At 62.0% G+C, this 18,023-nt stretch carries 20 protein-coding genes; 8 read left to right on the top strand and 12 right to left on the bottom strand.

Going from position 1 to position 18,023, the window contains the following annotated elements:
- Positions 1-12 precede the first annotated feature (12 nt).
- The gene (locus GRI32_RS05945; RefSeq protein ID WP_160590449.1) at positions 13-2,157 is read right to left on the bottom strand and encodes a PQQ-dependent dehydrogenase, methanol/ethanol family; all 2,145 of its coding nucleotides are present in this window, start codon (positions 2,155-2,157) and stop codon (positions 13-15) included.
- 208 nt (positions 2,158-2,365) lie between these two features.
- On the opposite strand from GRI32_RS05945, the gene GRI32_RS05940 reads away from it, so the two are divergent.
- Positions 2,366-3,481 (top strand): 5-methyltetrahydropteroyltriglutamate--homocysteine S-methyltransferase, encoded by a 1,116-nt coding sequence (locus tag GRI32_RS05940; protein ID WP_160590447.1) that lies wholly within the window; start codon positions 2,366-2,368, stop codon positions 3,479-3,481.
- Between the two features lie 153 nt (positions 3,482-3,634).
- A complete protein-coding gene (locus GRI32_RS05935; RefSeq protein ID WP_160590445.1) occupies positions 3,635-3,919 on the top strand; it encodes a hypothetical protein in 285 nt (94 codons plus the stop codon).
- A 23-nt stretch (positions 3,920-3,942) separates the two neighbouring features.
- Here GRI32_RS05935 and GRI32_RS05930 read toward each other — a convergent pair whose 3' ends face one another.
- From GRI32_RS05930 to GRI32_RS05920, 3 genes are read right to left on the bottom strand one after another with little or no spacing between them, the layout of a single operon-like run.
- On the bottom strand, positions 3,943-5,079 hold the full coding sequence (locus GRI32_RS05930; RefSeq protein WP_160590443.1) for an amidohydrolase family protein: 1,137 nt from the start codon (positions 5,077-5,079) through the stop codon (positions 3,943-3,945).
- Positions 5,079-5,540: a nuclear transport factor 2 family protein gene (locus GRI32_RS05925; RefSeq protein WP_160590441.1), complete on the bottom strand. Its 462-nt coding sequence runs from the start codon at positions 5,538-5,540 to the stop codon at positions 5,079-5,081. Before GRI32_RS05925 ends, GRI32_RS05930 begins: the two co-directional genes overlap by 1 nt.
- Complete coding sequence (locus GRI32_RS05920; protein WP_160590439.1) at positions 5,537-6,235, bottom strand: nuclear transport factor 2 family protein; 699 nt, start codon at positions 6,233-6,235, stop codon at positions 5,537-5,539. Before GRI32_RS05920 ends, GRI32_RS05925 begins: the two co-directional genes overlap by 4 nt.
- A gap of 72 nt (positions 6,236-6,307) precedes the next feature.
- On the opposite strand from GRI32_RS05920, the gene GRI32_RS05915 reads away from it, so the two are divergent.
- From GRI32_RS05915 to GRI32_RS05905, 3 genes are all read left to right on the top strand, one after another.
- Entirely contained in the window at positions 6,308-7,249 is a 942-nt protein-coding gene (locus tag GRI32_RS05915) for an SDR family NAD(P)-dependent oxidoreductase (RefSeq protein WP_160590437.1), read from the top strand.
- Between the two features lie 95 nt (positions 7,250-7,344).
- Positions 7,345-8,226 carry a dienelactone hydrolase family protein gene (locus GRI32_RS05910; protein ID WP_160590435.1) on the top strand — a complete coding sequence of 294 codons (882 nt, stop codon included), beginning with the start codon at positions 7,345-7,347 and terminating at the stop codon, positions 8,224-8,226.
- Positions 8,227-8,376: 150 nt separating this feature from the next.
- Positions 8,377-8,880 carry a YybH family protein gene (locus tag GRI32_RS05905; protein WP_160590433.1) on the top strand — a complete coding sequence of 168 codons (504 nt, stop codon included), beginning with the start codon at positions 8,377-8,379 and terminating at the stop codon, positions 8,878-8,880.
- Positions 8,881-8,883: 3 nt separating this feature from the next.
- Here the strand turns inward: GRI32_RS05905 and GRI32_RS05900 are convergent, their stop codons facing one another.
- From GRI32_RS05900 to GRI32_RS05865, 8 genes are all read right to left on the bottom strand, one after another.
- Positions 8,884-9,684 (bottom strand): CmcJ/NvfI family oxidoreductase, encoded by an 801-nt coding sequence (locus GRI32_RS05900; RefSeq protein ID WP_160590431.1) that lies wholly within the window; start codon positions 9,682-9,684, stop codon positions 8,884-8,886.
- A complete protein-coding gene (locus GRI32_RS05895) occupies positions 9,684-10,685 on the bottom strand; it encodes an aldo/keto reductase (protein ID WP_160590429.1) in 1,002 nt (333 codons plus the stop codon). Before GRI32_RS05895 ends, GRI32_RS05900 begins: the two co-directional genes overlap by 1 nt.
- Positions 10,685-11,644 carry a Gfo/Idh/MocA family oxidoreductase gene (locus GRI32_RS05890; RefSeq protein ID WP_160590427.1) on the bottom strand — a complete coding sequence of 320 codons (960 nt, stop codon included), beginning with the start codon at positions 11,642-11,644 and terminating at the stop codon, positions 10,685-10,687. The genes GRI32_RS05895 and GRI32_RS05890 overlap by 1 nt, the downstream gene beginning before the upstream one ends.
- 87 nt (positions 11,645-11,731) lie before the next feature.
- Positions 11,732-12,640, bottom strand: coding sequence for a class III extradiol dioxygenase subunit beta (locus GRI32_RS05885; RefSeq protein ID WP_160590425.1), 909 nt, complete (start codon positions 12,638-12,640; stop codon positions 11,732-11,734).
- 2 nt (positions 12,641-12,642) lie between these two features.
- On the bottom strand, positions 12,643-13,062 hold the full coding sequence (gene ligA, locus GRI32_RS05880) for a protocatechuate 4,5-dioxygenase subunit alpha (RefSeq protein ID WP_160590423.1): 420 nt from the start codon (positions 13,060-13,062) through the stop codon (positions 12,643-12,645).
- Between the two features lies 1 nt (position 13,063).
- Positions 13,064-13,387: a DUF2218 domain-containing protein gene (locus GRI32_RS05875; RefSeq protein WP_160590421.1), complete on the bottom strand. Its 324-nt coding sequence runs from the start codon at positions 13,385-13,387 to the stop codon at positions 13,064-13,066.
- On the bottom strand, positions 13,384-14,409 hold the full coding sequence (locus GRI32_RS05870; RefSeq protein ID WP_160590419.1) for an amidohydrolase family protein: 1,026 nt from the start codon (positions 14,407-14,409) through the stop codon (positions 13,384-13,386). The genes GRI32_RS05875 and GRI32_RS05870 overlap by 4 nt, the downstream gene beginning before the upstream one ends.
- Positions 14,406-15,194 (bottom strand): NAD(P)-dependent oxidoreductase, encoded by a 789-nt coding sequence (locus GRI32_RS05865; protein WP_237437453.1) that lies wholly within the window; start codon positions 15,192-15,194, stop codon positions 14,406-14,408. The genes GRI32_RS05870 and GRI32_RS05865 overlap by 4 nt, the downstream gene beginning before the upstream one ends.
- Positions 15,195-15,380: 186 nt before the next feature.
- On the opposite strand from GRI32_RS05865, the gene GRI32_RS05860 reads away from it, so the two are divergent.
- Genes GRI32_RS05860 through GRI32_RS05850 form a run of 3 tightly spaced genes read left to right on the top strand, consistent with a single transcriptional unit; the run spans position 15,381 to position 18,017 of the window.
- Positions 15,381-16,055, top strand: coding sequence for a 4-carboxy-4-hydroxy-2-oxoadipate aldolase/oxaloacetate decarboxylase (locus tag GRI32_RS05860; RefSeq protein ID WP_160590416.1), 675 nt, complete (start codon positions 15,381-15,383; stop codon positions 16,053-16,055).
- A gap of 28 nt (positions 16,056-16,083) precedes the next feature.
- Positions 16,084-17,139 carry a 4-oxalomesaconate tautomerase gene (locus GRI32_RS05855; protein WP_160591063.1) on the top strand — a complete coding sequence of 352 codons (1,056 nt, stop codon included), beginning with the start codon at positions 16,084-16,086 and terminating at the stop codon, positions 17,137-17,139.
- Positions 17,136-18,017, top strand: coding sequence for an amidohydrolase family protein (locus tag GRI32_RS05850; RefSeq protein WP_160590414.1), 882 nt, complete (start codon positions 17,136-17,138; stop codon positions 18,015-18,017). Before GRI32_RS05855 ends, GRI32_RS05850 begins: the two co-directional genes overlap by 4 nt.
- Positions 18,018-18,023: the final 6 nt, after the last annotated feature.

Genomic DNA, 18,023 nt, shown 5'->3' with positions numbered 1-18,023 from the left:
CAAGCGCCGCGCTCAGCGATTCTCCAGCGCCTTGTCCTCATTGGCGCGACTGATCAGATACTGGCGGATGTTCTCTGCATCATCGGCGTTCAGCACCGATGCAAAGGACACCATGCCGCGTTCATGCAGCGCGCCATCGATCAGCACCATGCGCATGACATCGCCATCGCCGATTGCACCCGAATGGCGCAGGTCGGGATTGAGCGCACCGGCGATGCCGGCATCGCCGTGGCAGGCGCCGCAGTAACGGCCATAGCTTTGCGCCCCTGCGGCGACCTGCTGGGGCGTACCGGTAAAGGCGGGCGGATCGAGGACCATCTCAGCCAGCGCAGGCGGTGCGGGCAGTTGCCCGGTAGCGCCCAGCTTGAACACCATCAGGCGGCTGATATTGCGCGGACGGCCTGACTTGGCGGTCATCACGCCGGGCGCGATATCCCAGATGCCGCCCCAGCCCACCAGAACGGCGACATATTGTTCGCCGTCGATGGCATAGGTCATCGGTGCGGCCATCACCCCGCTCTGCGTGGCAAAGGACCACAGCCGCTCACCTGATGTTGCATTGAACGCCGCGAACTGCTCGCCTGCGCTGCCCTGGAACACCAGATTGCCCGCCGTCGCCAGCGTGCCGCCGTTCCACGGGCCTATGTAATCGTGACGCCATGCCTCGCGTCCGGCCACCGGATCCCACGCGACCAGCGCGCCGGTGGTGGCATCGAGAGCAGCCTGGCGGATTTCTGGAATGGCCGGCATGGCAGTGCCGGCGCCGTCAATCCCGGTCTGGAAGCCAAGCGCGCTCGGCTCCCAGTCATCGCCCGCTGCGCGATAGGGGAATGCAGTGAGGTTGGCAGGAATATAGACCAGGCCGGTATCGGGCGAATAGCTCATCGGCTGCCAGCTGTGCGCGCCGGCTGCACCGGGAAGGCCGGTCCAGGTTTCTCCGGTCAGCTCATAGCGGGCCTGCGGATTGATTTCGGGCTTGCCGGTGACCGGATCGATGCCGGTGGACCAGTTGAGTGCGGTCCACGCCTCGGCCTGAATGAATGCGCCGCTGGCCGCATCCAGAACGTAGAAATAGCCGTTCTTGGGGGCGTGCAGCACCACGTGGCGCTGTTCACCCTTTATGGTCATGTCGGCCAGGGTGATCCCGGCATTGGAATCATAGTCCCAGCGGTCTTCCGGCGTCTGCTGGAAGTGCCAGGCATATTCGCCGCTGTCGGCATGGAGTGCCACGATGGAGGAGGTAAACAGATTGTCCCCCTGCGTATCGGGCTGCGTATTGGCCACGGCATTGCGATCGTTGACTGCGGGGTTCCACGGCTCGGCATTGCCGGTGCCGAACAGCACCAGGTCATTCACCGGGTCATAGGTAATCGAATCCCACACGGTGCCGCCACCGCCCAGTTCCCACCAGTTGCCGCCCCACGTGGAAGCGGCCATTTCCATCGCATCATTCTCGAAACCGTCAGCGGGATTGCCCGGCACGGTGTGCCAGCGCCAAAGCTCCTCGCCGTTCTCCCAGTCATAGGCGGCGATGAAGCCGCGCGCGCGATATTCCGCGCCGCCGGTGCCGATGAACACGCGGCCACCGGCCACGCGCGGGGCGCCGGTAATGGTGTAATCTTCCTGATTGGGAACCACCGTGCTGGTCCATTCCACGGCGCCGGTCTTCTGGTCGAGAGCGACCAGACGGCCATCCAGCGTGGCCACGAACACCTTGTCACCATAAAGCGCCACGCCGCGGTTCACCGCATCGCAGCACGCGCGCACCAGCGTTTCGCGCGGGACTTCGGGGTCATATTCCCAGATCAGAGTACCGGTCTTGGCATCATAGGCCTTCACCATGCTCCAGGCGGTGGAGACATAGAGCACGCCGTCATGCATCAGCGGAGTGGCTTCCTGCCCGCGGGCGGTATCCAGATCGGCATACCAGGCCAGGCCCAGGTCACCCACGTTGGCGGCGCTGATCTGCGTCAGCGGGCTGAAGCGCTGCTCGCCATAATCGCGGCCATAGGTGAGCCATTCGTTGCCGTCCGCAGCGGCCAGCATCGCGTCTGTCACGCCTTGCGTCGCGGGGCCGGAGAAGGAAGGTTCCGCCTCTCCGCAAGCTGCCAGCGCCAGCGCAGCACATGATGCCGCGATCCATTTTGCCAATGCCATCGGACTACTCTCCCAACCCATTTCCATATGTTTCGCGCTTAGCCGCGATTTTGTAAGTTTTGCATACAAAAGCGCCGCGCAGGATCAAGCGCAATTTCCCAGTTGCAGCGCGCTGGCAAATGGGTCTATCGCCCTTTTGTCCAGTCGAGCGCGAGCCCGCGTTATGACCCTGGTCTAGCCAAATCATTGCTTAGACAGGACATTTTAGATGACAACGAAACTGCCTTCGCGCGCCGACCATGTCGGCTCGTTTCTTCGTCCGCAATCGGTGATTGAAGCACGCAATCACCGCGCGGCCAATAATATCTCCTATGAAGACCTGCGCCAGATCGAGGATGCGGCAATTGCCGACCTTGTTACCTGGCAGGAAGGGCTGGGCCTGAAAGCCATTACCGATGGCGAATTCCGGCGCTATTTCTTCCATACCGATTTCCTGCTCCAGCTTGCTGGCGTGGAGGAAAAGGGCGGGCTGAAGAAAGCCTTCAAGAACGATGCCGGCAAGGATGTGCAATTCGCCCCGCCGGTGATGGTGATCAACGGCAAGATCAGGCATCAAAAGCCGATCCAGCTGGCCGATTACCAGTTCCTGGCCAGCAAGGTGAGCGATGGACATATGGCCAAGGTAGCCATTCCCTCGCCGTCCATGCTGCATTTCCGCGCCGGACGTTCGGGCATTCCCGAAGATGTCTATCCGACGATGGATGAGTTCTATGCCGATGTGGCGGCGGCTTACCGCGCCGAAGTGACCAGCCTGGCCGATGCCGGTTGCCGCTACATCCAGATGGACGACACCAACCTTGCCTATCTGTGCGACGATGAGCAGCGCGCGGCGGCGGCGGAACGGGGCATGGACCCAGATGCCACCACCCGCCAATATGCGCAGCTGATCAATGACAGCTTCGCCTCCGCTCCGGCTGACATGATCAAGGCGATCCACCTGTGCCGCGGCAATTTCCGCAGCAGCTGGGCCGCCGAAGGTGGTTATGAGCCGGTGGCCGAGATCATGTTCAACGAGCTGGATATCGACGCCTTCTTCCTGGAATATGACGATCCCCGCTCTGGCGATTTTGCCCCGCTGCGCTTCCTGCCCAAGGGCAAGACCGTGGTTTTGGGTCTGGTCACCACCAAGCTGGGCGATCTGGAAACCAAGGACGATATCAAGCGCCGCATCGATGAGGCGGCCAAGTTCGTCGATCTGGATCAGCTGGCGCTGTCGCCGCAATGCGGCTTTGCCAGCACGGTGCACGGCAATGACATCACCACCCAGCAGCAGGCCGACAAGATCAGCCTGTGCATCGAAGTGGCAAAGGAAGTCTGGGGCTGATTTCTGCGGTTTTCAGAACGGACCAAGAAAGGGGGGCGGCGCTCAGGCAGTGCCGCCCCTTTTTATGCCCGACCGCTTGATGAACAGGCCGAACACCCGGTGTTAACCATGCCTGCGTAATACAGGTCTTGCTGTATTTGTGCGGAGGGCGAAATGCCAAGTCGTAAGGTCAGGTGCAAGACGTCGCGCATAGGCGCACAATGCGATCTCGATCGCGGCTCCTTCGCGGTTGCCCTGTCCGATATCACGCCCGACGGCTGTTCCTGCGAAGCGCCGGTCGACTGGGAGGGCGATCTGGATTTCCTCCACCTGAAAATCGCCGGCCGCATCGACATCAACGGCCGCGTTCTATGGCAAGAAGGCAAGCGCGCAAGCATTCGCTTCTTTGGCCAGATTCACCCGTCTGTGGTGGATGAACTGGGCCGACTGGCGGCCTGATCAATCGGCGCGCTCGCGCAGTGTCATCCGGTTATCCGGAACACCGCCCGCGCATTGTCTTCCATCAGCATCTTCTTGACCTTGGGGTCCATGTCCATGCGGTCATAGGCGGCGACTTCATCGTAGCTCTGCTGGTAGGGGTAATCCATTGCGTAGATCACGCGGTCCGGGCCCAGCACATCCTGACAGAACTTGATCGCAGGTTCCCACGCCACGCCGCTGGTGGTGATCCAGATATTGTTCCTGAAATAATGGCTGACCGGGTGCTGCAACTTGATCTGCTCGCCCCCGTCGATCAGCGGACGCGGGCGGCCATCGGCATTGCCCTGCATCCAGTCGAACCGGTATAATTGCAGCGGCATGCATTCGCCCATGTGGCCGATCACCAGCCGCAATTTGGGGAACCGGTCGAATGCGCCGGACATGATCAGGCCCATCGTGTGCAGCCAGACATCATGCGGGAAGCCGCCCAGTGCGCCGAAGAAGCCGCGCTTTTCGTAATGGCCGCCGTTGAAGGGTGCGGTGGGGTGGATATACAGCGCCAGGTCATTGGCCTCCAGCGCCTCCAGGATGGGCGCGAATTCCGGCTCATCCAGATAATGCCCCTGGAAGTGCGAATTGAGCACGGCGCCGTTGAGCTTCAGCTCCTTCGCCGCGCGCTCCAGCTCCTTCACCGACCCTTCCACATCGCGCGGATCGAAGGCGGCGCAGGCGGAAAAGCGGTCCGGATATTTGCGGCAGGCCGCGGCGGCAATGTCATTCGCCTGCCGCGCCAGAGCAGTGCCTTCACCGGGGCGCACCACCTGCACGCCGGGCGCGGTCAGCAGCAGCAATTGCCGGTCGATCCCCAGCTCGTCCATATGGCTGATGCGCAGTTCGCCCAGATCCTGCAGCATGTCCTGCAGGCTGGGCATTTTGGCGAACATGCCCGCCATGCGCAGCGAATCGTCCTCCGGCGCTTCGCCGCTTTCGAGATATTCGACCTGCGCCTTTACCAGCGCGGGGAAGGTCCATGCCTCCTCTATCGCGATCCGCTTGTACGGAGCATCGCGGTCCACATGGCCCGAACGCGGGGCCAGTCCAATGCGGGTGCGGTGGCTGAAATCTTCCTTGAAGTGGCCTTTCAGCCCCTTTTCACTGCCGTCTTCCAGTTTCGTCATCAGAACATTCCATTCGGGTTCTTGGAGGTCGCCGGATCGGGCACCTCCTGCATCACGTCCCAGTGCTCGACAATATAGCCGCCTGCCACGCGCAATATATCGACAATGGCGTGGCCGCGCGTGCCCTTCTCGCGGCGGAAGTGGAAATGCACCGCCACCAGATCATCCGTGCCCCAGACCACGCGCTTCACCTCATGCGTCAGGTCGGGCAGGCGCGCCATGCTCGCCTGCATCATGTCCAGCGTGGCATCGCGGCCCGTGGGGGCGTTGGGATTGTGCTGGATATAGTCAGGATGCATCCAGCAGGTGAATGCGTCAGTGGGATTATCCTCGACATAGAACAGCTGGATGAAGCGCTCCGCCACCTGCCGGGTGGAGAGCGTTTCACGTGCTGCCGTATCGCGCGGATCGAAGGGCGGCGCGCCCGTATCCCAAGGCAGGGCCGAGGGGGCGGGCTTCACTTGCCGGCCTGTTCCGCAAAGGCGATGCCGAATTTGGGATGGGCGAAGTGCATCGGCACATCCTGACGGAACGGCCACGTCTGGCGGTGCTGGTCCGCAGTCAGGATCCGGTCAGGACCGAGCGGGTCTTCCGGGAACAGCTTGGTGGCCGGTTGCAGATGCGCGGTGGTGTGTGCCCAGCCGCTTTCATAATCGCCCTGCCACTGCATCATGTAATCCAGCCGCTTGATCTTCCACACACCGTCCACCTTGACGTAATCATTCTCGTAAATGCCTGCTTCCATGAACTGCTGCGGCATCATTTCCTCGCGCGTGTCCTGGAAATCATCGTGCCAGCCGCCCAGCAGAATGCCGTGGAAACGGCCCTTCGCAGTCATCCCGTCCGGCGCCACGGTGACGATGTCCTGCATCTGGAAATGGTCGAGCAGCAGGCCGTTGACGGGGCCGGGCTTGCCGCCGGTAAAGCGCCCGGCGATCCAGTCTCCATACAGGCGCTTTACACCCGCATGGCCGACATATTCGCCCGACAGGAAGACCACGCAGCCATCTTCGGCAAACAGGTCCGCCACTTCGTCCGGGCGGTTGAAATCGATGTAATAGCCATAGGCCCAGTGCAGGCGGCGGATCGCGGCCATGTCTTCCAGTTCGCGTACACGCAGTTCCAGCGCACCCAGACGGGCTTCCACATCACTCATTGTCGACTCTCCCAAAAATCTTACTATCAACCCTAACGAACGATACTGTTTTGGCGAGAGGGAATTTGGGAAATGAGCGAGCAAGCTGAAGGTTGGGCCAAGGAATGGGAAGGCCGCGTGGCTTTCATCACGGGTGCAGTTACGGGCATCGGCCTTGGCGTGGCGCAGGCGTTCGCCGATGCGGGCATGAAGCTGGCGCTGTCCTATCGCAATGAGGATGACAAGGCGGCCACGGCCAGGTGGTTCGAGAGCAAGGGCTATGACCAGCCGCTGTTCATCAAGCTGGACGTGACCGACCGCGAGGGTTTTGCCAAGGCCGCCCGGCAGGTGGTCGATCATTTTGGCGAAGTGCACGTGCTGGTGAACAACGCCGGGGTCAGCGTGTTCGGCCCCACGGATGAGGCCAGCTATGACGATTATGACTGGATCATGGGCGTTAACTTCGGCGGCGTGGTCAACGGCCTGGTCAGCTTCCTGCCCGCGATCAAGGCCAGCGAGGGCCGCCGCCACGTGGTCAATATTGCCAGCATGGCCGCCTTCCTTCCGGGTCCGCAGGCGGGCATTTACACCGCCAGCAAATTCGCCGTGCGCGGCCTGACGGAGAGCCTGCGTTACAACCTTGCGCCGCACGGCATCGGCTGTTCGCTGTGCTGCCCGGCACTGACCCGCACCAATGCCTGGACCAGCGCGATGAAGCGGCCCGATGGCTTTGGCGAAAGCGGCTTTCCCGAGACTTCGGATGAGCAGCTGGCCCAGTTCGGCACGGCGTTCGAGGAAGGGATGGACCCCTATGAAGTGGGCACCAAGATCCTGCGCGGCATGACGCGGCAGGACGGGCTGATCCTGACCCACCCTGAACACGGCCCGGATTTTGAGGAAAATCACGCGAAGATCATGGCGGCTCTGCCGGATGAGGAGGCCCCTGCCGGCCGCCTGAAGATCGAGCAGCTGCGCCGCGATGCGATGAAGGCCGCAGAGGAAGGTCTGATCATCAAGCTGGACGATCTGACCTGATGCTGATGCGCGATCGGGCCTAGACCTTACGCCTTGCTCTGATATCCTCGCGGCCAATCAAGAGGATCACATCAAGAGCAATTGGGGAGGTCACTATGTGCGATCAGGATATTCTGGACGGAATGGCAACGCTGAAGGGCGGCATTAATCGTCGCCAGTTTGCCCATCTGGGCGTGGTGGCAGGCGCGGGCGCAACGCTTGCGGCCTGCACCACCACCAGCGATGCAGCGTCGGGCGGGGTGGTGGAAACCGCCGTTTCCTTCGCCGCACCGGGCGGCACGATGGACGGGTTCTTCTATCACCCGGCCACCGGCAAGCATCCCGCGGTGATCATGTGGCCGGACATTGCCGGTATTCGCGATGCCAAGAAGGCGATGGCTCGGCGGCTGGCTGAAGCGGGCTATGCGGTGTTCCTGGGCAATCCCTATTACCGCAGCGCGCCGGCACCGCAATTTGCCGATTTCGAGGACTGGCGCGCCAATGATGGCTTTGCCGCAGTGCGTCCGTGGATGGCCCAGAATACGCCGGAAGCGATCATGGAAACCGTGCGTGCCGTGGTCGGCTGGCTGGATGGCCAGGCGGCGGTGGACTCATCGCGTGGCATCGGCACGCAGGGCTATTGCATGACCGGCAGCTGGACGATCTACGGCCTTGCCGCAGTCCCCGGCCGGGTGAAGGCAGCGGGCAGCTTCCACGGCGGCGGACTCGTGGGAGAGGCGGCCAATGCGCCGGTCAACATGTTCGACGATGTGGCAGCCGATGCTCACGCGCTGATCGCCATTGCCCAGAACGACGATGCCAACGCGCCTGACGACAAGGTTGCACTGCGCGCTTCTGCCGATGCCGCGGGCCTTGATGCGACAATCGAGGTTTACGCCGGGGACCACGGCTGGACCGTGCTCGACAGCCCCGTTTACAACGAAGCCGAGGCCGAGCGTGCCTGGGCCAATCTGCTGGCGCTGTATTCGCAGCTTTGATGCAAGGCGCCACCGCGCGGCAAGGTGCTGCGCGGTGGCCGCCCGGCCATTTCCTATATTGCGCCAGATCAAGGCAGGCCATTTCCCGGCCACCTATCCCCCTTCACACAATGCGGTGTGTCACCGCCGATAATTGTGAGGGGAAACCGAATGAAAAAGATTGTCCTGGCATCGCTCGCACCGATTGCCCTGCTGGCCGCTTGCGGCGGCGGAGATCCGGCTGAGTCCGTCGCGGCCATCCGTCACACCGAACAGGGGCAGCTCGATTCGATTGCCTCGGGCGATCTGGTGGGTATTGCGCGCCTCTATTCCGATAACGCCCATCTCGTGAAGCCAGACGGTACGGTGCTGGATGGCGGCGTGGCGATCGTGGAGGAATATGACCGGCTGCTGGCCGATCCCAATTTCGCGCTGACGATGGAACCGCTCAACGGCTGGGCCTCCGCGTCTGACGATCTGGCGGTGGTGACATCGAAGATCAGCTTCACCACCACCGATCCCGAAACGGGTGAAGCGGTGACGATGCCGCTGGAAAGCCAGACCGTGTGGCAACGCGCCACCGGCTCAACATGGAAGATCGTGTCGGCCTATAATGTCGCTGTTGCGCCAGCGGCAGAGGCACCGGCAGAAGTCACAGACGCGGCCGCCGAATAGGTTTCAGCCGAACCAGTAGCATACGCCGCGCATTTCAAGGCTGATGCGCGGCGGTGCTTCGGCGGGAGCGATGGGATTATCGAATGCGCCGTGCGGCATCAGTTGCGCGCGCGCCGGATCGCTTTCGCTGGTCTTGAAGATCAGCGCCTCGCCGGGATGCATGTCGGCGAAATAGTACCAGCGATGCGCCGGATTTTGCGCCAGCAGGTAATTCTCGAAAGACCATTCGGGCGCGCCGGGCGGATCGAAGATTGCATCGCAATCGATCAGGTCGCCATCCTGCAGCGAATTGGCCGCGCACAGCGCCAGCGGCACGTCCTGCGGCGGCTGGCTGAGCACGCGCCAGACATTATATTGCGCGCTGCGGGCGATGGCGTGTCCTTCGGGGGCCGATGCCTCGCGCGCCTTGGCAGCGGCGTCCCTGGCCATATCGACATGGACAAAGCGCGCCGGGTGCGAATTGTCATGCGCGTCATTGGCGCCCAGCCGCTCCGAAAAGCGCAATATGCCGCGGCTGAACATGTCCACATGGTCGCAGCCGGTCTGCGCTTTCAGCAGGTCGGCAATTTCGCCAGCATGCACGGCGGCCACCTGCGCCAGATCGGTCAGATCGGCCACCGCGCTGCGATGTTCCACCAGCGTGAAGCCCTCCACATCAAGGCTGCAATCCATGCCGCGCGCATCGGTGATGTCCACCTCTGCCGGTTCCAGCGGTACGAAGTCCTTCTCATGCGCATTGGCATAAAAGAACGGCTTGCGCGTGGTGCGCCGGGAATAGCCGATGGGGGCGCGCACCGATGCCATCAGGCGTCCTCGAATTCCTCTGTGTCGATCGTCGGCTTGATCGCATCGTGATAGCGGTGGCCGGATACGGTGGACTGGTTGATCAGCGCATCGGCCCTTGCCAGCACGTCAGCCGGGATCGCCACATTGGCGGCGTTGTAATTGTCCTCAAGGTGCTGAGGATTGGTGGTGCCGGGGATCACATGCATGACCTCGCTCTGCGCCAGCACCCAGTTCAGCGCCAGCTGGCCGGCGGTGACGCCAGCGCCTTTGGCCAGATCCACCAGCTGTTCGATCAGCGCCAGATTATGCGGCCAGTGATCGGGCGTGAAGCGCGGCATCTTGTGGCGCAGGTCCTGCTCTTCCAGCGTGGAGGGGTCCTTGATCTCCCCGCCCAGCGCACCGCGCCCCACGGGGCTGAAGGCCACCAGCGGAATGCCCAGTTCCTCGCACGTGGGCAGCACGCCCAGTTCGACATTGCGGGTCCACAGCGAATATTCGGTCTGCACCGCGCCCACCGGATGGATGGCATGGGCCTCGCGGATATGGGCGGCGGACCATTCGGACACGCCATATGCCCCGATCTTGCCCGCCTCTATCGCGCGCGACAAAGCGCCCACGCTATCGGCAATCGGCACCTTGGGATCGAAGCGGTGCATGTAATACAGATCGATATGATCGGTGCCGAGCAGGTCCAGGCTGGTGTCCAGCGCCGCGTCCAGAGCGGCGGGGCTGCAATCCACCCCGCGCTTGGGACCTTCCACCACAATGCCGCATTTGGAGGCGAGGAAGAATTCGTTCCTGCGCCCCTTCAATGCCTCACCGATCAGCGCCTCATTCTTGCCCGCGCCATAGATGCGCGCGGTGTCGAGATGATCGTAGCCAAGGTCCAGCGCGCGATTGAGGAAAGCGACGCAATCCTCATGCGCGGGCGGGGTACCATAGGCCCAGGACAGGTTCATGCAGCCCAGCCCCACGGGGTGCAGCGCGCGCCCCGCAATCTCTCTCGCACCGATAGCCATCAGGACCAGCCGTCCTGCGCTTCAAGGCTGGCGGCCAGCTGGCCGATGGTGCGATAGCATTCGATCACGCCGCGCACGGAGCTGTTGGGCTCACGCCCTTCGCGGATGGCGGAAATGAATTCCCGGTCCTGCAGCTCGATACCGTTGTTGGATACGGCCACGCCGGTCAGGTCAATCGGCTCATCCCGGCCGGTGAACAGATCGTCATAGCGCGCCAGATAGGTCGCCGTGTCGCCGATATAGCGGAAGAAGGTGCCGAACGGCCCATCGTTGTTGAAGCTGAGCGACAGGGTCAGGATCTGGCCCTTGTCGGTCTTCATCTGGATCGACTGGTCCATCGCAATGCCCAGCGTGGGGTGCTTTGGCCCCTGCAGGATATTGGCCGCGATCACCTTGGCGCCGGTCATGTACTGGAAGATGTCGATCGTGTGCGCACTGTGGTGCCACAGCAGGTGATCGGTCCAGCTGCGCGGTTCGCCCTTGGCGTTCTTGTTCTCGCGGCGGAAGAAATAGGTTTCCACATCCATCGACAGGACGTTGAACTTTCCGCTCTCGATCTGCTGCTTCACGTACTGGTGCGAAGGGTTGAAGCGGCGGGTGTGGCCGGCCATGCAGACCAGGCCGGTTTCTTCCTGCTTCTTCAGCACGGCTTCGGCATCGGCCCAGCTGTCTGCCAGCGGGATTTCCACTTCGACATGCTTGCCCGCATCCATCGCCTTGATCGTCTGATCGGCGTGCATCTGCGTGGGCGTGCACAGGATCACCGCGTCGACATCGTCGCGCTCCAGCATCGCTTCATAATCGGTGGTGGCGTGCGGAACGCCGTATTTGGCGGCCATTTCCTGGGTCTTGTCCAGAGTGCGGCCAACCAGCGCGGTCACTTCCACGCCGTCGATATTCTTCAGGCCGTCGAGGTGCTTTTCACCAAAAGCGCCGCCACCGGCGAGTGCGATCTTCATGGGGGGTCTCTCCTGTTGCGCAGGGTTGAGTGGGTCTTGTGAAAGGAAAGGGCGCCCGCGAAAATTGTTCCGCGGGCGCCCGTAAAATCAGGCCGGAGCCAGGCTGTGGCCGCTCAGCACCTTGCGCGGATTGAGCGGTTCGCCAGCGGTTTCCTCCGGCTGGAGGATCAGCGCGCCCAGCGCGGTGTTGGAGGCGGGGATGTGGTAGAAGTTGTACAGATCCTTCACCTTGTCACCCAGCGCACCGCGCATGATCAGCCACATCACCAGTTCGATGCCTTCGCTGCCTGCTTCGCGCAGATAATCGATATGCGGCATCTTGGAGAGGGTCTCAGGGTCATTGATCAGCATGTCGATGAACTTGAGATCGAAGTCCTTGTTGATCAGGCCGGCGCGCGGTCCCTGCAACTGGTGGCTCATCCCGCCGGTGCCCCAGACGTGCACGTTCAGGTCTTCGGGGAAGCTTTCCACCGCAGCCTTGATGCTGTCACCCAGCGCAAAGCAGCGAGCGCCCGAGGGCGGCGGATAGGTCACCACATTGACCGCCAGCGGAATGACCTTGCACGGCCATGCGTCAGGCTCGCCAAACATCATCGACAGCGGCACGGTGCAGCCGTGGTCAACATCCATCTTGTTGAAGATGGTCATGTCGAAATCGTCGAGGATCAGGCTCTGAGCGACATGCCAGGCCAGATCGGCATGGCCGATCACGTCGGGCACCGGGCGCGGGCCCCACCCTTCATCAGCGGGCTTGAAGCTGTCCGCGCAGCCGATGGCAAAGGTCGGGATGCAGTTCATGTCGAATGCGGAGGCATGGTCGTTGTAAACCAGGATCACCACATCGGGCATGTTTTCCGGCTTGCTGATCCATTCCTTGATCGCCTTGTAGCCATCAAAAACCGGACCCCAGTAATCGTTCTGGCTGGTGCCAGTCTGAAGCGCAGCGCCCAGGGCGGGAATGTGGCTGGACGTGATGCCCGTTGTTACGCGTGCCATGTTCAGTAACCTCCTTTGATCGAGCGGACACCTTCGGGTGAACGACCGCCATCAATCATCATTTTAGCATATTCTTCCTGGCTCATGCCGGTCATCGAACCCGCAGCAGTCTGGAAGCTCTGTCCGTCGGTGGAGAACAGCTTGGACAGGAAATAGACGTTGCCGCCTTCATCGATCATCGCATTGTAATTGCGATCCAGGACTGCCTGCTTGGCAGCCGGAGTCAGGTTCCAGTCGTCGAGATAGGTGCTCTCATCGGCCAGGAATTTCTTGCGGTTCTCTTCCTTCATCAGGCTCATGGCGAACTGGTTCAACCAATAGCCCTTGCGCGCCCGCTGTGCGGTAAACACGCGAGTGCCGGGAATATCGTCGAATGCGGCGAGATATTCGTGAATGTCTATCCGCTCTTTCTTATTGCTCATGTCAGGATTCCTTGGCTTCTTTCCATTCGTAGGTCAGCGGCGCCTCGCGAAAGGCGAAGCGATCGATATGGCGCTCGATCACGCCGCGCATGTGTTCGTTGCGATCCTTGTCCCCGGTGGTCAGCGTGATGCCGATGCCGTCCTTGTGCGCGGTCATCACTGCGGTCTCATGCTCGGAGAAGGGGAACACGCCCATGCCGTCACCCTCGTCATAGCTGGTGGCATATTTGTGCCCCCAGTGCGCGACGAGTTGCTGGATATAACGCTCGGGCTTGGCGCATTTGGCAAAGCCTGTGGCGACGGAGGGGGTGTCTGTTTCGCTCAAAGTCCCTTGCCTTTCAGGATGGCGTCCATGCGGGGATACACCTTACGCGCATTGCCTTCGAAGATGGCGTGCTTCTCTTCATCAGAGATATCGAGTGCGTCGATATAGCGCTTGGTGTCGTCGAAATAATGGCCGGTCTGCGGATCGATGCCGCGCACCGCGCCCACCATCTCGCTGCCGAACAGGATATTCTTGTTCTCGATCACGTCGGCCAGCAGGTTGATGCCCGGCTGGTGATAGACGCAGGTATCGAAAAACACGTTGTTCATCAGGTGCTGATCCAGGCTTGGCTGCTTGAGCATATCGGCGAGACCGCGATAGCGGCCCCAGTGATATGGCACAGCGCCGCCACCATGCGGAATGATCAGGCGCAAATTGGGGAAACGCGCAAAAAGATCGCCCTGCAGCAATTGCATGAACGCCACCGTGTCCGCGGCGAGGTAATATCCGCCCGTGGCATGCATGGCCGGATTGCAGCTGCCCGAAACGTGGATCATGCCGGGCACGTCCAGCTCCTCCATCACCTCGTACAGCGGGAACCAGTATTCGTCGGTCAGCGGGGGATGGGTGAAATGCCCGCCGCCCGGATCGGGATTGAGGTTGCAGCCGACAAAGCCCAGCTCCTCCACGCAGCGGCGAAGCTCCTTGATGCTGGCGGTCAGGTCGGCCTTGGGGCTCTGCGGCAACATGCAGCCGCCAATGAATACATCGGGGAACAGCTGGGTGACGCGGTAGATCAGGTTGTTGCAATGGGTGGCCCATGCCGCGCTGACTTCCTGATCGCCGATGTGATGCGCCATGGCGCTGGCACGCGGGGAAAACAGCGTGAAATCCGCGCCGCGTTCCTTGATCAGCTTGAGCTGGTTGTCCTCGATCGTCTGGCGAATCTCGTCATCGGAGATTTCCGGATAGGGCGGAGGTGCCTTGCCTTCCTTGTAGGCGGCCTTCTGGTCCTCGCGCCACTGGTCGTGCCCCTTGGGGAGCACCGTGTAATGGCCGTGACAATCGATAATCAGGCTCATGCTGCCTTGTTCCTCCTGGCTTTGGGTTTTGCTGCGCGCCGCTGGAGCGTGACCGTACCTTCGCTCATCACCGGCTCTACGCCCAGTTCGCGAAGTGTGCGCGCCACTTCTTCCATTTCCGCCGCGCGGCGAAGTCCGTGTGTTTCCATGCGCTCGCGATTATAGGCGGTGCGCGTCATCCAGTCCCAGTCCTTTTCCGAGGCATCGAGGGAGGACATCACTTCATCCATCACGCCGGCCTTTTCGGCAGCGGCGGCGCACTCATAGGTCAGCGCTTCCATGCCCTTGACCATGATCGAGCGGATCATCTTGATCGATGAGGCGCGGCCCACCTCGTCGCCCACGATCCGCGCCCTGGCAAAGCCGAGCGTTGCCAGCATCGCGCGCGCCACTTCGGCATCCGGCCCGCTGATCAGCAGCGGCACATCGCGGCCCTTTTCAACCGGCGCCATCACCGCAACATCGACATAGCGCCCGCCAGCCGCGGTAACGGCCTGCGCGGCCATCAGCTTGCTACCGGGGGAAACGGAATTCATGTCACACCACAATGCACCCGCTTTCATCAGTGGCGCATAATCGCTGGCCGCGTTGACTGCGCTGTCTGCGGTGACGAGCGAGAGGATGATATCGGCATCGGCCAAAGCCTGCGCCGCATTGCTGCCTGCGGTCACGCCATATTGCGCCATCGCGGCGCAGCGATCGGGCACGATGTCCCATCCGCTGGCCCGCCCGTTCCAGCCGCCGGGGGCAGCAAAGGCGGACCCGGCCTCACCGAAGCCGATCATAGCCACACGCGGGGCTGCAAGGGTGTCTTTCGAGTCTGGCATCTCTCTGCGGCGCGATCTACATAATGTATGTGTTGCTTACAAGTTTGCGAGGCTGCTCGTGTGCGGCCTTGACGAGAGAGGGCGAGGCGGTCAACCGATGCCGCAGCGATTGAAGTGAGCAACATTCGAGCAGGAGAACGGTGAATGTCCGGAATTGTCGTCCAGAATATCGAGCGTGCGGATAAGGAAATTGTGCAGGCTTTGGGCGCTTGCGGGGTTGCCACCGTGCACGAATCGCAGGGCCGCACCGGCCTGCTGGCGAGCTACATGCGCCCCATCTATTCGGGCATGCGCGTGGGCGCCTCGGCGGTGACGATCAGTGTTCCTCCCGGTGATAATTACATGGTCCATGCGGCGATCGAGCAGTGCCAGGATGGCGACATTCTGGTGATCGCACCCACTAGCCCGTGCGAAGATGGCTATTTCGGCGATCTGCTGGCCACATCGGCGCAGGCGCGCGGCGTGAAGGGCCTGATCATCGATGCCGGTATTCGCGATATCCGCGATCTGACCGAGATGAACTTCCCCGTCTGGTCCAAGCGCATTTTTGCGCAAGGCACGATCAAGGCCAGCCTTGGCAGCGTGAACGTGGACGTGGTCTGCGCCGGTGCCTTCATCCGTCCCGGCGATATCATCGTGGCCGATGATGACGGCGTGTGCGTGGTGAAGCGAGAGCAGGCAGAAGAAGTGCTGAAGAAGGCACAGGCGCGCGAGGCCAATGAGGAAGACAAGCGCCAGAAGCTGGCCGCCGGCGTACTCGGCCTCGACATGTACGGCTTCCGCCAGAAGCTGACCGACATGGGGCTGAAGTGGGTTTGAGGAACTTGCGATGAATTCTGCACCGGTCATGTGGATGCGCGGGGGGACCTCCAAAGGGGGCTATTTCCTCGCCGAGGATATCCCGGCTGACGAGGGCGAGCGCGCGGCATTTCTGCTGGGCGTGATGGGCAGCCCCGATCCGCGCCAGATTGATGGCATGGGCGGGGCCGATCCCCTGACCAGCAAGGTCGCCGTGGTGAAGAAGAGCGAGCGAGAAGGCATCGATGTCGATTACCTGTTCCTGCAGGTGTTCGTCGATCAGGCGATTGTCACCGATGCGCAGAACTGCGGCAATATCCTCGCCGGTGTCGGCCCCTTCGCAATCGAGCGTGGACTGGTGGAGCCGACGGGCGATGAAACGCGCGTGGCCATCTATATGGAAAACACCGGCCAGTCGGCGGTCGCCACCATTGAAACTCCGGCGGACGAGATCGGCAAGCGTGCGGTAAACTACTCCGGCACGGCGAAAATTGACGGCGTGCCGGGCAGCCATGCGCCGATCCCGGTGGAGTTTCGCGATACGGCGGGCTCAAGCTGCGGCGCGCTGCTGCCCACCGGCAATGCCTTTGACGTGGTTGAAGGCGTGAAGGTCACGCTGATCGATAACGGCATGCCCTGCATCGTGATGAAGGCGGCCGACGTGGGCGCGACCGGCTACGAAACGCGTGAAGAGCTGGAAGGCGACGGCTTTGCCGATGTGCGCGCCAGGATAGAGGCCATTCGCCTTGCCGCTGGTCCGCTGATGAATCTGGGCGACGTGAAGGACAAGTCCGTCCCCAAGATGTTCCTCGTCGCCCCGCCAAAGGATGGCGGCGCAATCTGCACGCGCAGCTTCATTCCGCACCGCGCTCACGCCACCATCGGCGTGCTGGCCGCTGTCACGGTAGCGACTGCGGCACTGGTGGACGGCTCCCCCGCCGCCGAAGTTGCGCAGATACCCGATGGCCGGAAGAAGACGCTCAGCGTCGAACACCCGACCGGCGAAATGACCTGCGTGCTGCAAGTGGGCAGCGATGGCGAAGTGGAAAGCGCCGCGCTGCTGCGCACGGCCCGCAAGCTGATGGATGGAATAGTATTCGTATGAGCGCTGAAGAATCAGGCCGCATTACTTCGTGGCATGCAAACCCCAGCAAGCCTGCCTACACGCCGCCCGCAGGCGCGGTAGATGCGCATTGCCATGTGTTCGGGCCGATGGCGCAGTTTCCGTTCAGCCCCAAGGCCAAATACCTGCCCGAAGATGCCGGGCCGGACATGCTGTTTGCGCTGCGCGATCACCTGGGCTTTGCCAGGAATGTTATCGTGCAGGCCAGCTGCCACGGCACCGACAATGCCGCCACGCTGGACGCGATTGCCAAGTCGAACGGAAAGGCACGCGGCGTGGCCGTGGTCGATCCGGCGATTTCGGAAGAGGCGCTGGCCGATTTGCACACCGGCGGGATGCGCGGCATTCGTTTCAACTTCCTCAAGCGGCTGGTCGACAATGCGCCCAAGGACAAGTTCCTGGAAGTCGCCGCGCGCCTGCCCAGGGGCTGGCATGTGGTAATTTATTTCGAGGCTGACATTCTGGAGGAACTGCGCCCGTTCATGGATGCGATCCCCGTGCCGATCATCATCGATCACATGGGCCGCCCGGATGTGTCCCAAGGGCCCGATGGCGCGGACATGAAAGCCTTCCGCGCGCTGCTGGAAAGCCGCGACGATATCTGGTTCAAGCCGACCTGCCCCGACCGCCTCGATTCAAGCGGCGATCCGTGGGACCAGTTCGCCCATGCCGTTGCGCCGCTGGTGGAGGATTATCAGGACCGCGTGATCTGGGGCACCGACTGGCCGCACCCCAACATGCAGGACAACATTCCCGATGATGGCCATGTGGTGGACATGATCCCCCGCATCGCGCCGACGCTGGAATTGCAAACCAAGCTGCTCGTCACCAATCCGGACCGGATGTACTGGGCGGATTGACGGACA

The organism is Alteraurantiacibacter aestuarii (assembly GCF_009827405.1).
Classification (GTDB): domain Bacteria; phylum Pseudomonadota; class Alphaproteobacteria; order Sphingomonadales; family Sphingomonadaceae; genus Alteraurantiacibacter; species Alteraurantiacibacter aestuarii.
The sequence above is the reverse complement of the archived record's forward strand: the minus strand, read 5'-3'. Positions and strand labels throughout refer to the sequence as shown.

Bases quoted from the DNA above. Each gene is read 5' to 3' on its own strand.
- GRI32_RS05890 (WP_160590427.1), bottom strand. From the start codon at position 11,644: ATGAAGATCGCACTCGCCGGTGGCGGCGCTTTTGGTGAAAAGCACCTC.
- GRI32_RS05905 (WP_160590433.1), top strand. From the start codon at position 8,377: ATGAAAAAGATTGTCCTGGCATCGCTCGCACCGATTGCCCTGCTGGCC.
- ligA (WP_160590423.1), bottom strand. From the start codon at position 13,062: ATGAGCAATAAGAAAGAGCGGATAGACATTCACGAATATCTCGCCGCA.
- GRI32_RS05860 (WP_160590416.1), top strand. From the start codon at position 15,381: ATGTCCGGAATTGTCGTCCAGAATATCGAGCGTGCGGATAAGGAAATT.
- GRI32_RS05920 (WP_160590439.1), bottom strand. From the start codon at position 6,235: ATGAGTGATGTGGAAGCCCGTCTGGGTGCGCTGGAACTGCGTGTACGC.
- GRI32_RS05870 (WP_160590419.1), bottom strand. From the start codon at position 14,409: ATGAGCCTGATTATCGATTGTCACGGCCATTACACGGTGCTCCCCAAG.
- GRI32_RS05910 (WP_160590435.1), top strand. From the start codon at position 7,345: ATGTGCGATCAGGATATTCTGGACGGAATGGCAACGCTGAAGGGCGGC.
- GRI32_RS05865 (WP_237437453.1), bottom strand. From the start codon at position 15,194: ATGATCGGCTTCGGTGAGGCCGGGTCCGCCTTTGCTGCCCCCGGCGGC.
- GRI32_RS05850 (WP_160590414.1), top strand. From the start codon at position 17,136: ATGAGCGCTGAAGAATCAGGCCGCATTACTTCGTGGCATGCAAACCCC.
- GRI32_RS05945 (WP_160590449.1), bottom strand. From the start codon at position 2,157: ATGGCATTGGCAAAATGGATCGCGGCATCATGTGCTGCGCTGGCGCTG.
- GRI32_RS05935 (WP_160590445.1), top strand. From the start codon at position 3,635: ATGCCAAGTCGTAAGGTCAGGTGCAAGACGTCGCGCATAGGCGCACAA.
- GRI32_RS05855 (WP_160591063.1), top strand. From the start codon at position 16,084: ATGTGGATGCGCGGGGGGACCTCCAAAGGGGGCTATTTCCTCGCCGAG.
- GRI32_RS05895 (WP_160590429.1), bottom strand. From the start codon at position 10,685: ATGGCTATCGGTGCGAGAGAGATTGCGGGGCGCGCGCTGCACCCCGTG.
- GRI32_RS05930 (WP_160590443.1), bottom strand. From the start codon at position 5,079: ATGACGAAACTGGAAGACGGCAGTGAAAAGGGGCTGAAAGGCCACTTC.
- GRI32_RS05915 (WP_160590437.1), top strand. From the start codon at position 6,308: ATGAGCGAGCAAGCTGAAGGTTGGGCCAAGGAATGGGAAGGCCGCGTG.
- GRI32_RS05940 (WP_160590447.1), top strand. From the start codon at position 2,366: ATGACAACGAAACTGCCTTCGCGCGCCGACCATGTCGGCTCGTTTCTT.
- GRI32_RS05885 (WP_160590425.1), bottom strand. From the start codon at position 12,640: ATGGCACGCGTAACAACGGGCATCACGTCCAGCCACATTCCCGCCCTG.
- GRI32_RS05900 (WP_160590431.1), bottom strand. From the start codon at position 9,684: ATGGCATCGGTGCGCGCCCCCATCGGCTATTCCCGGCGCACCACGCGC.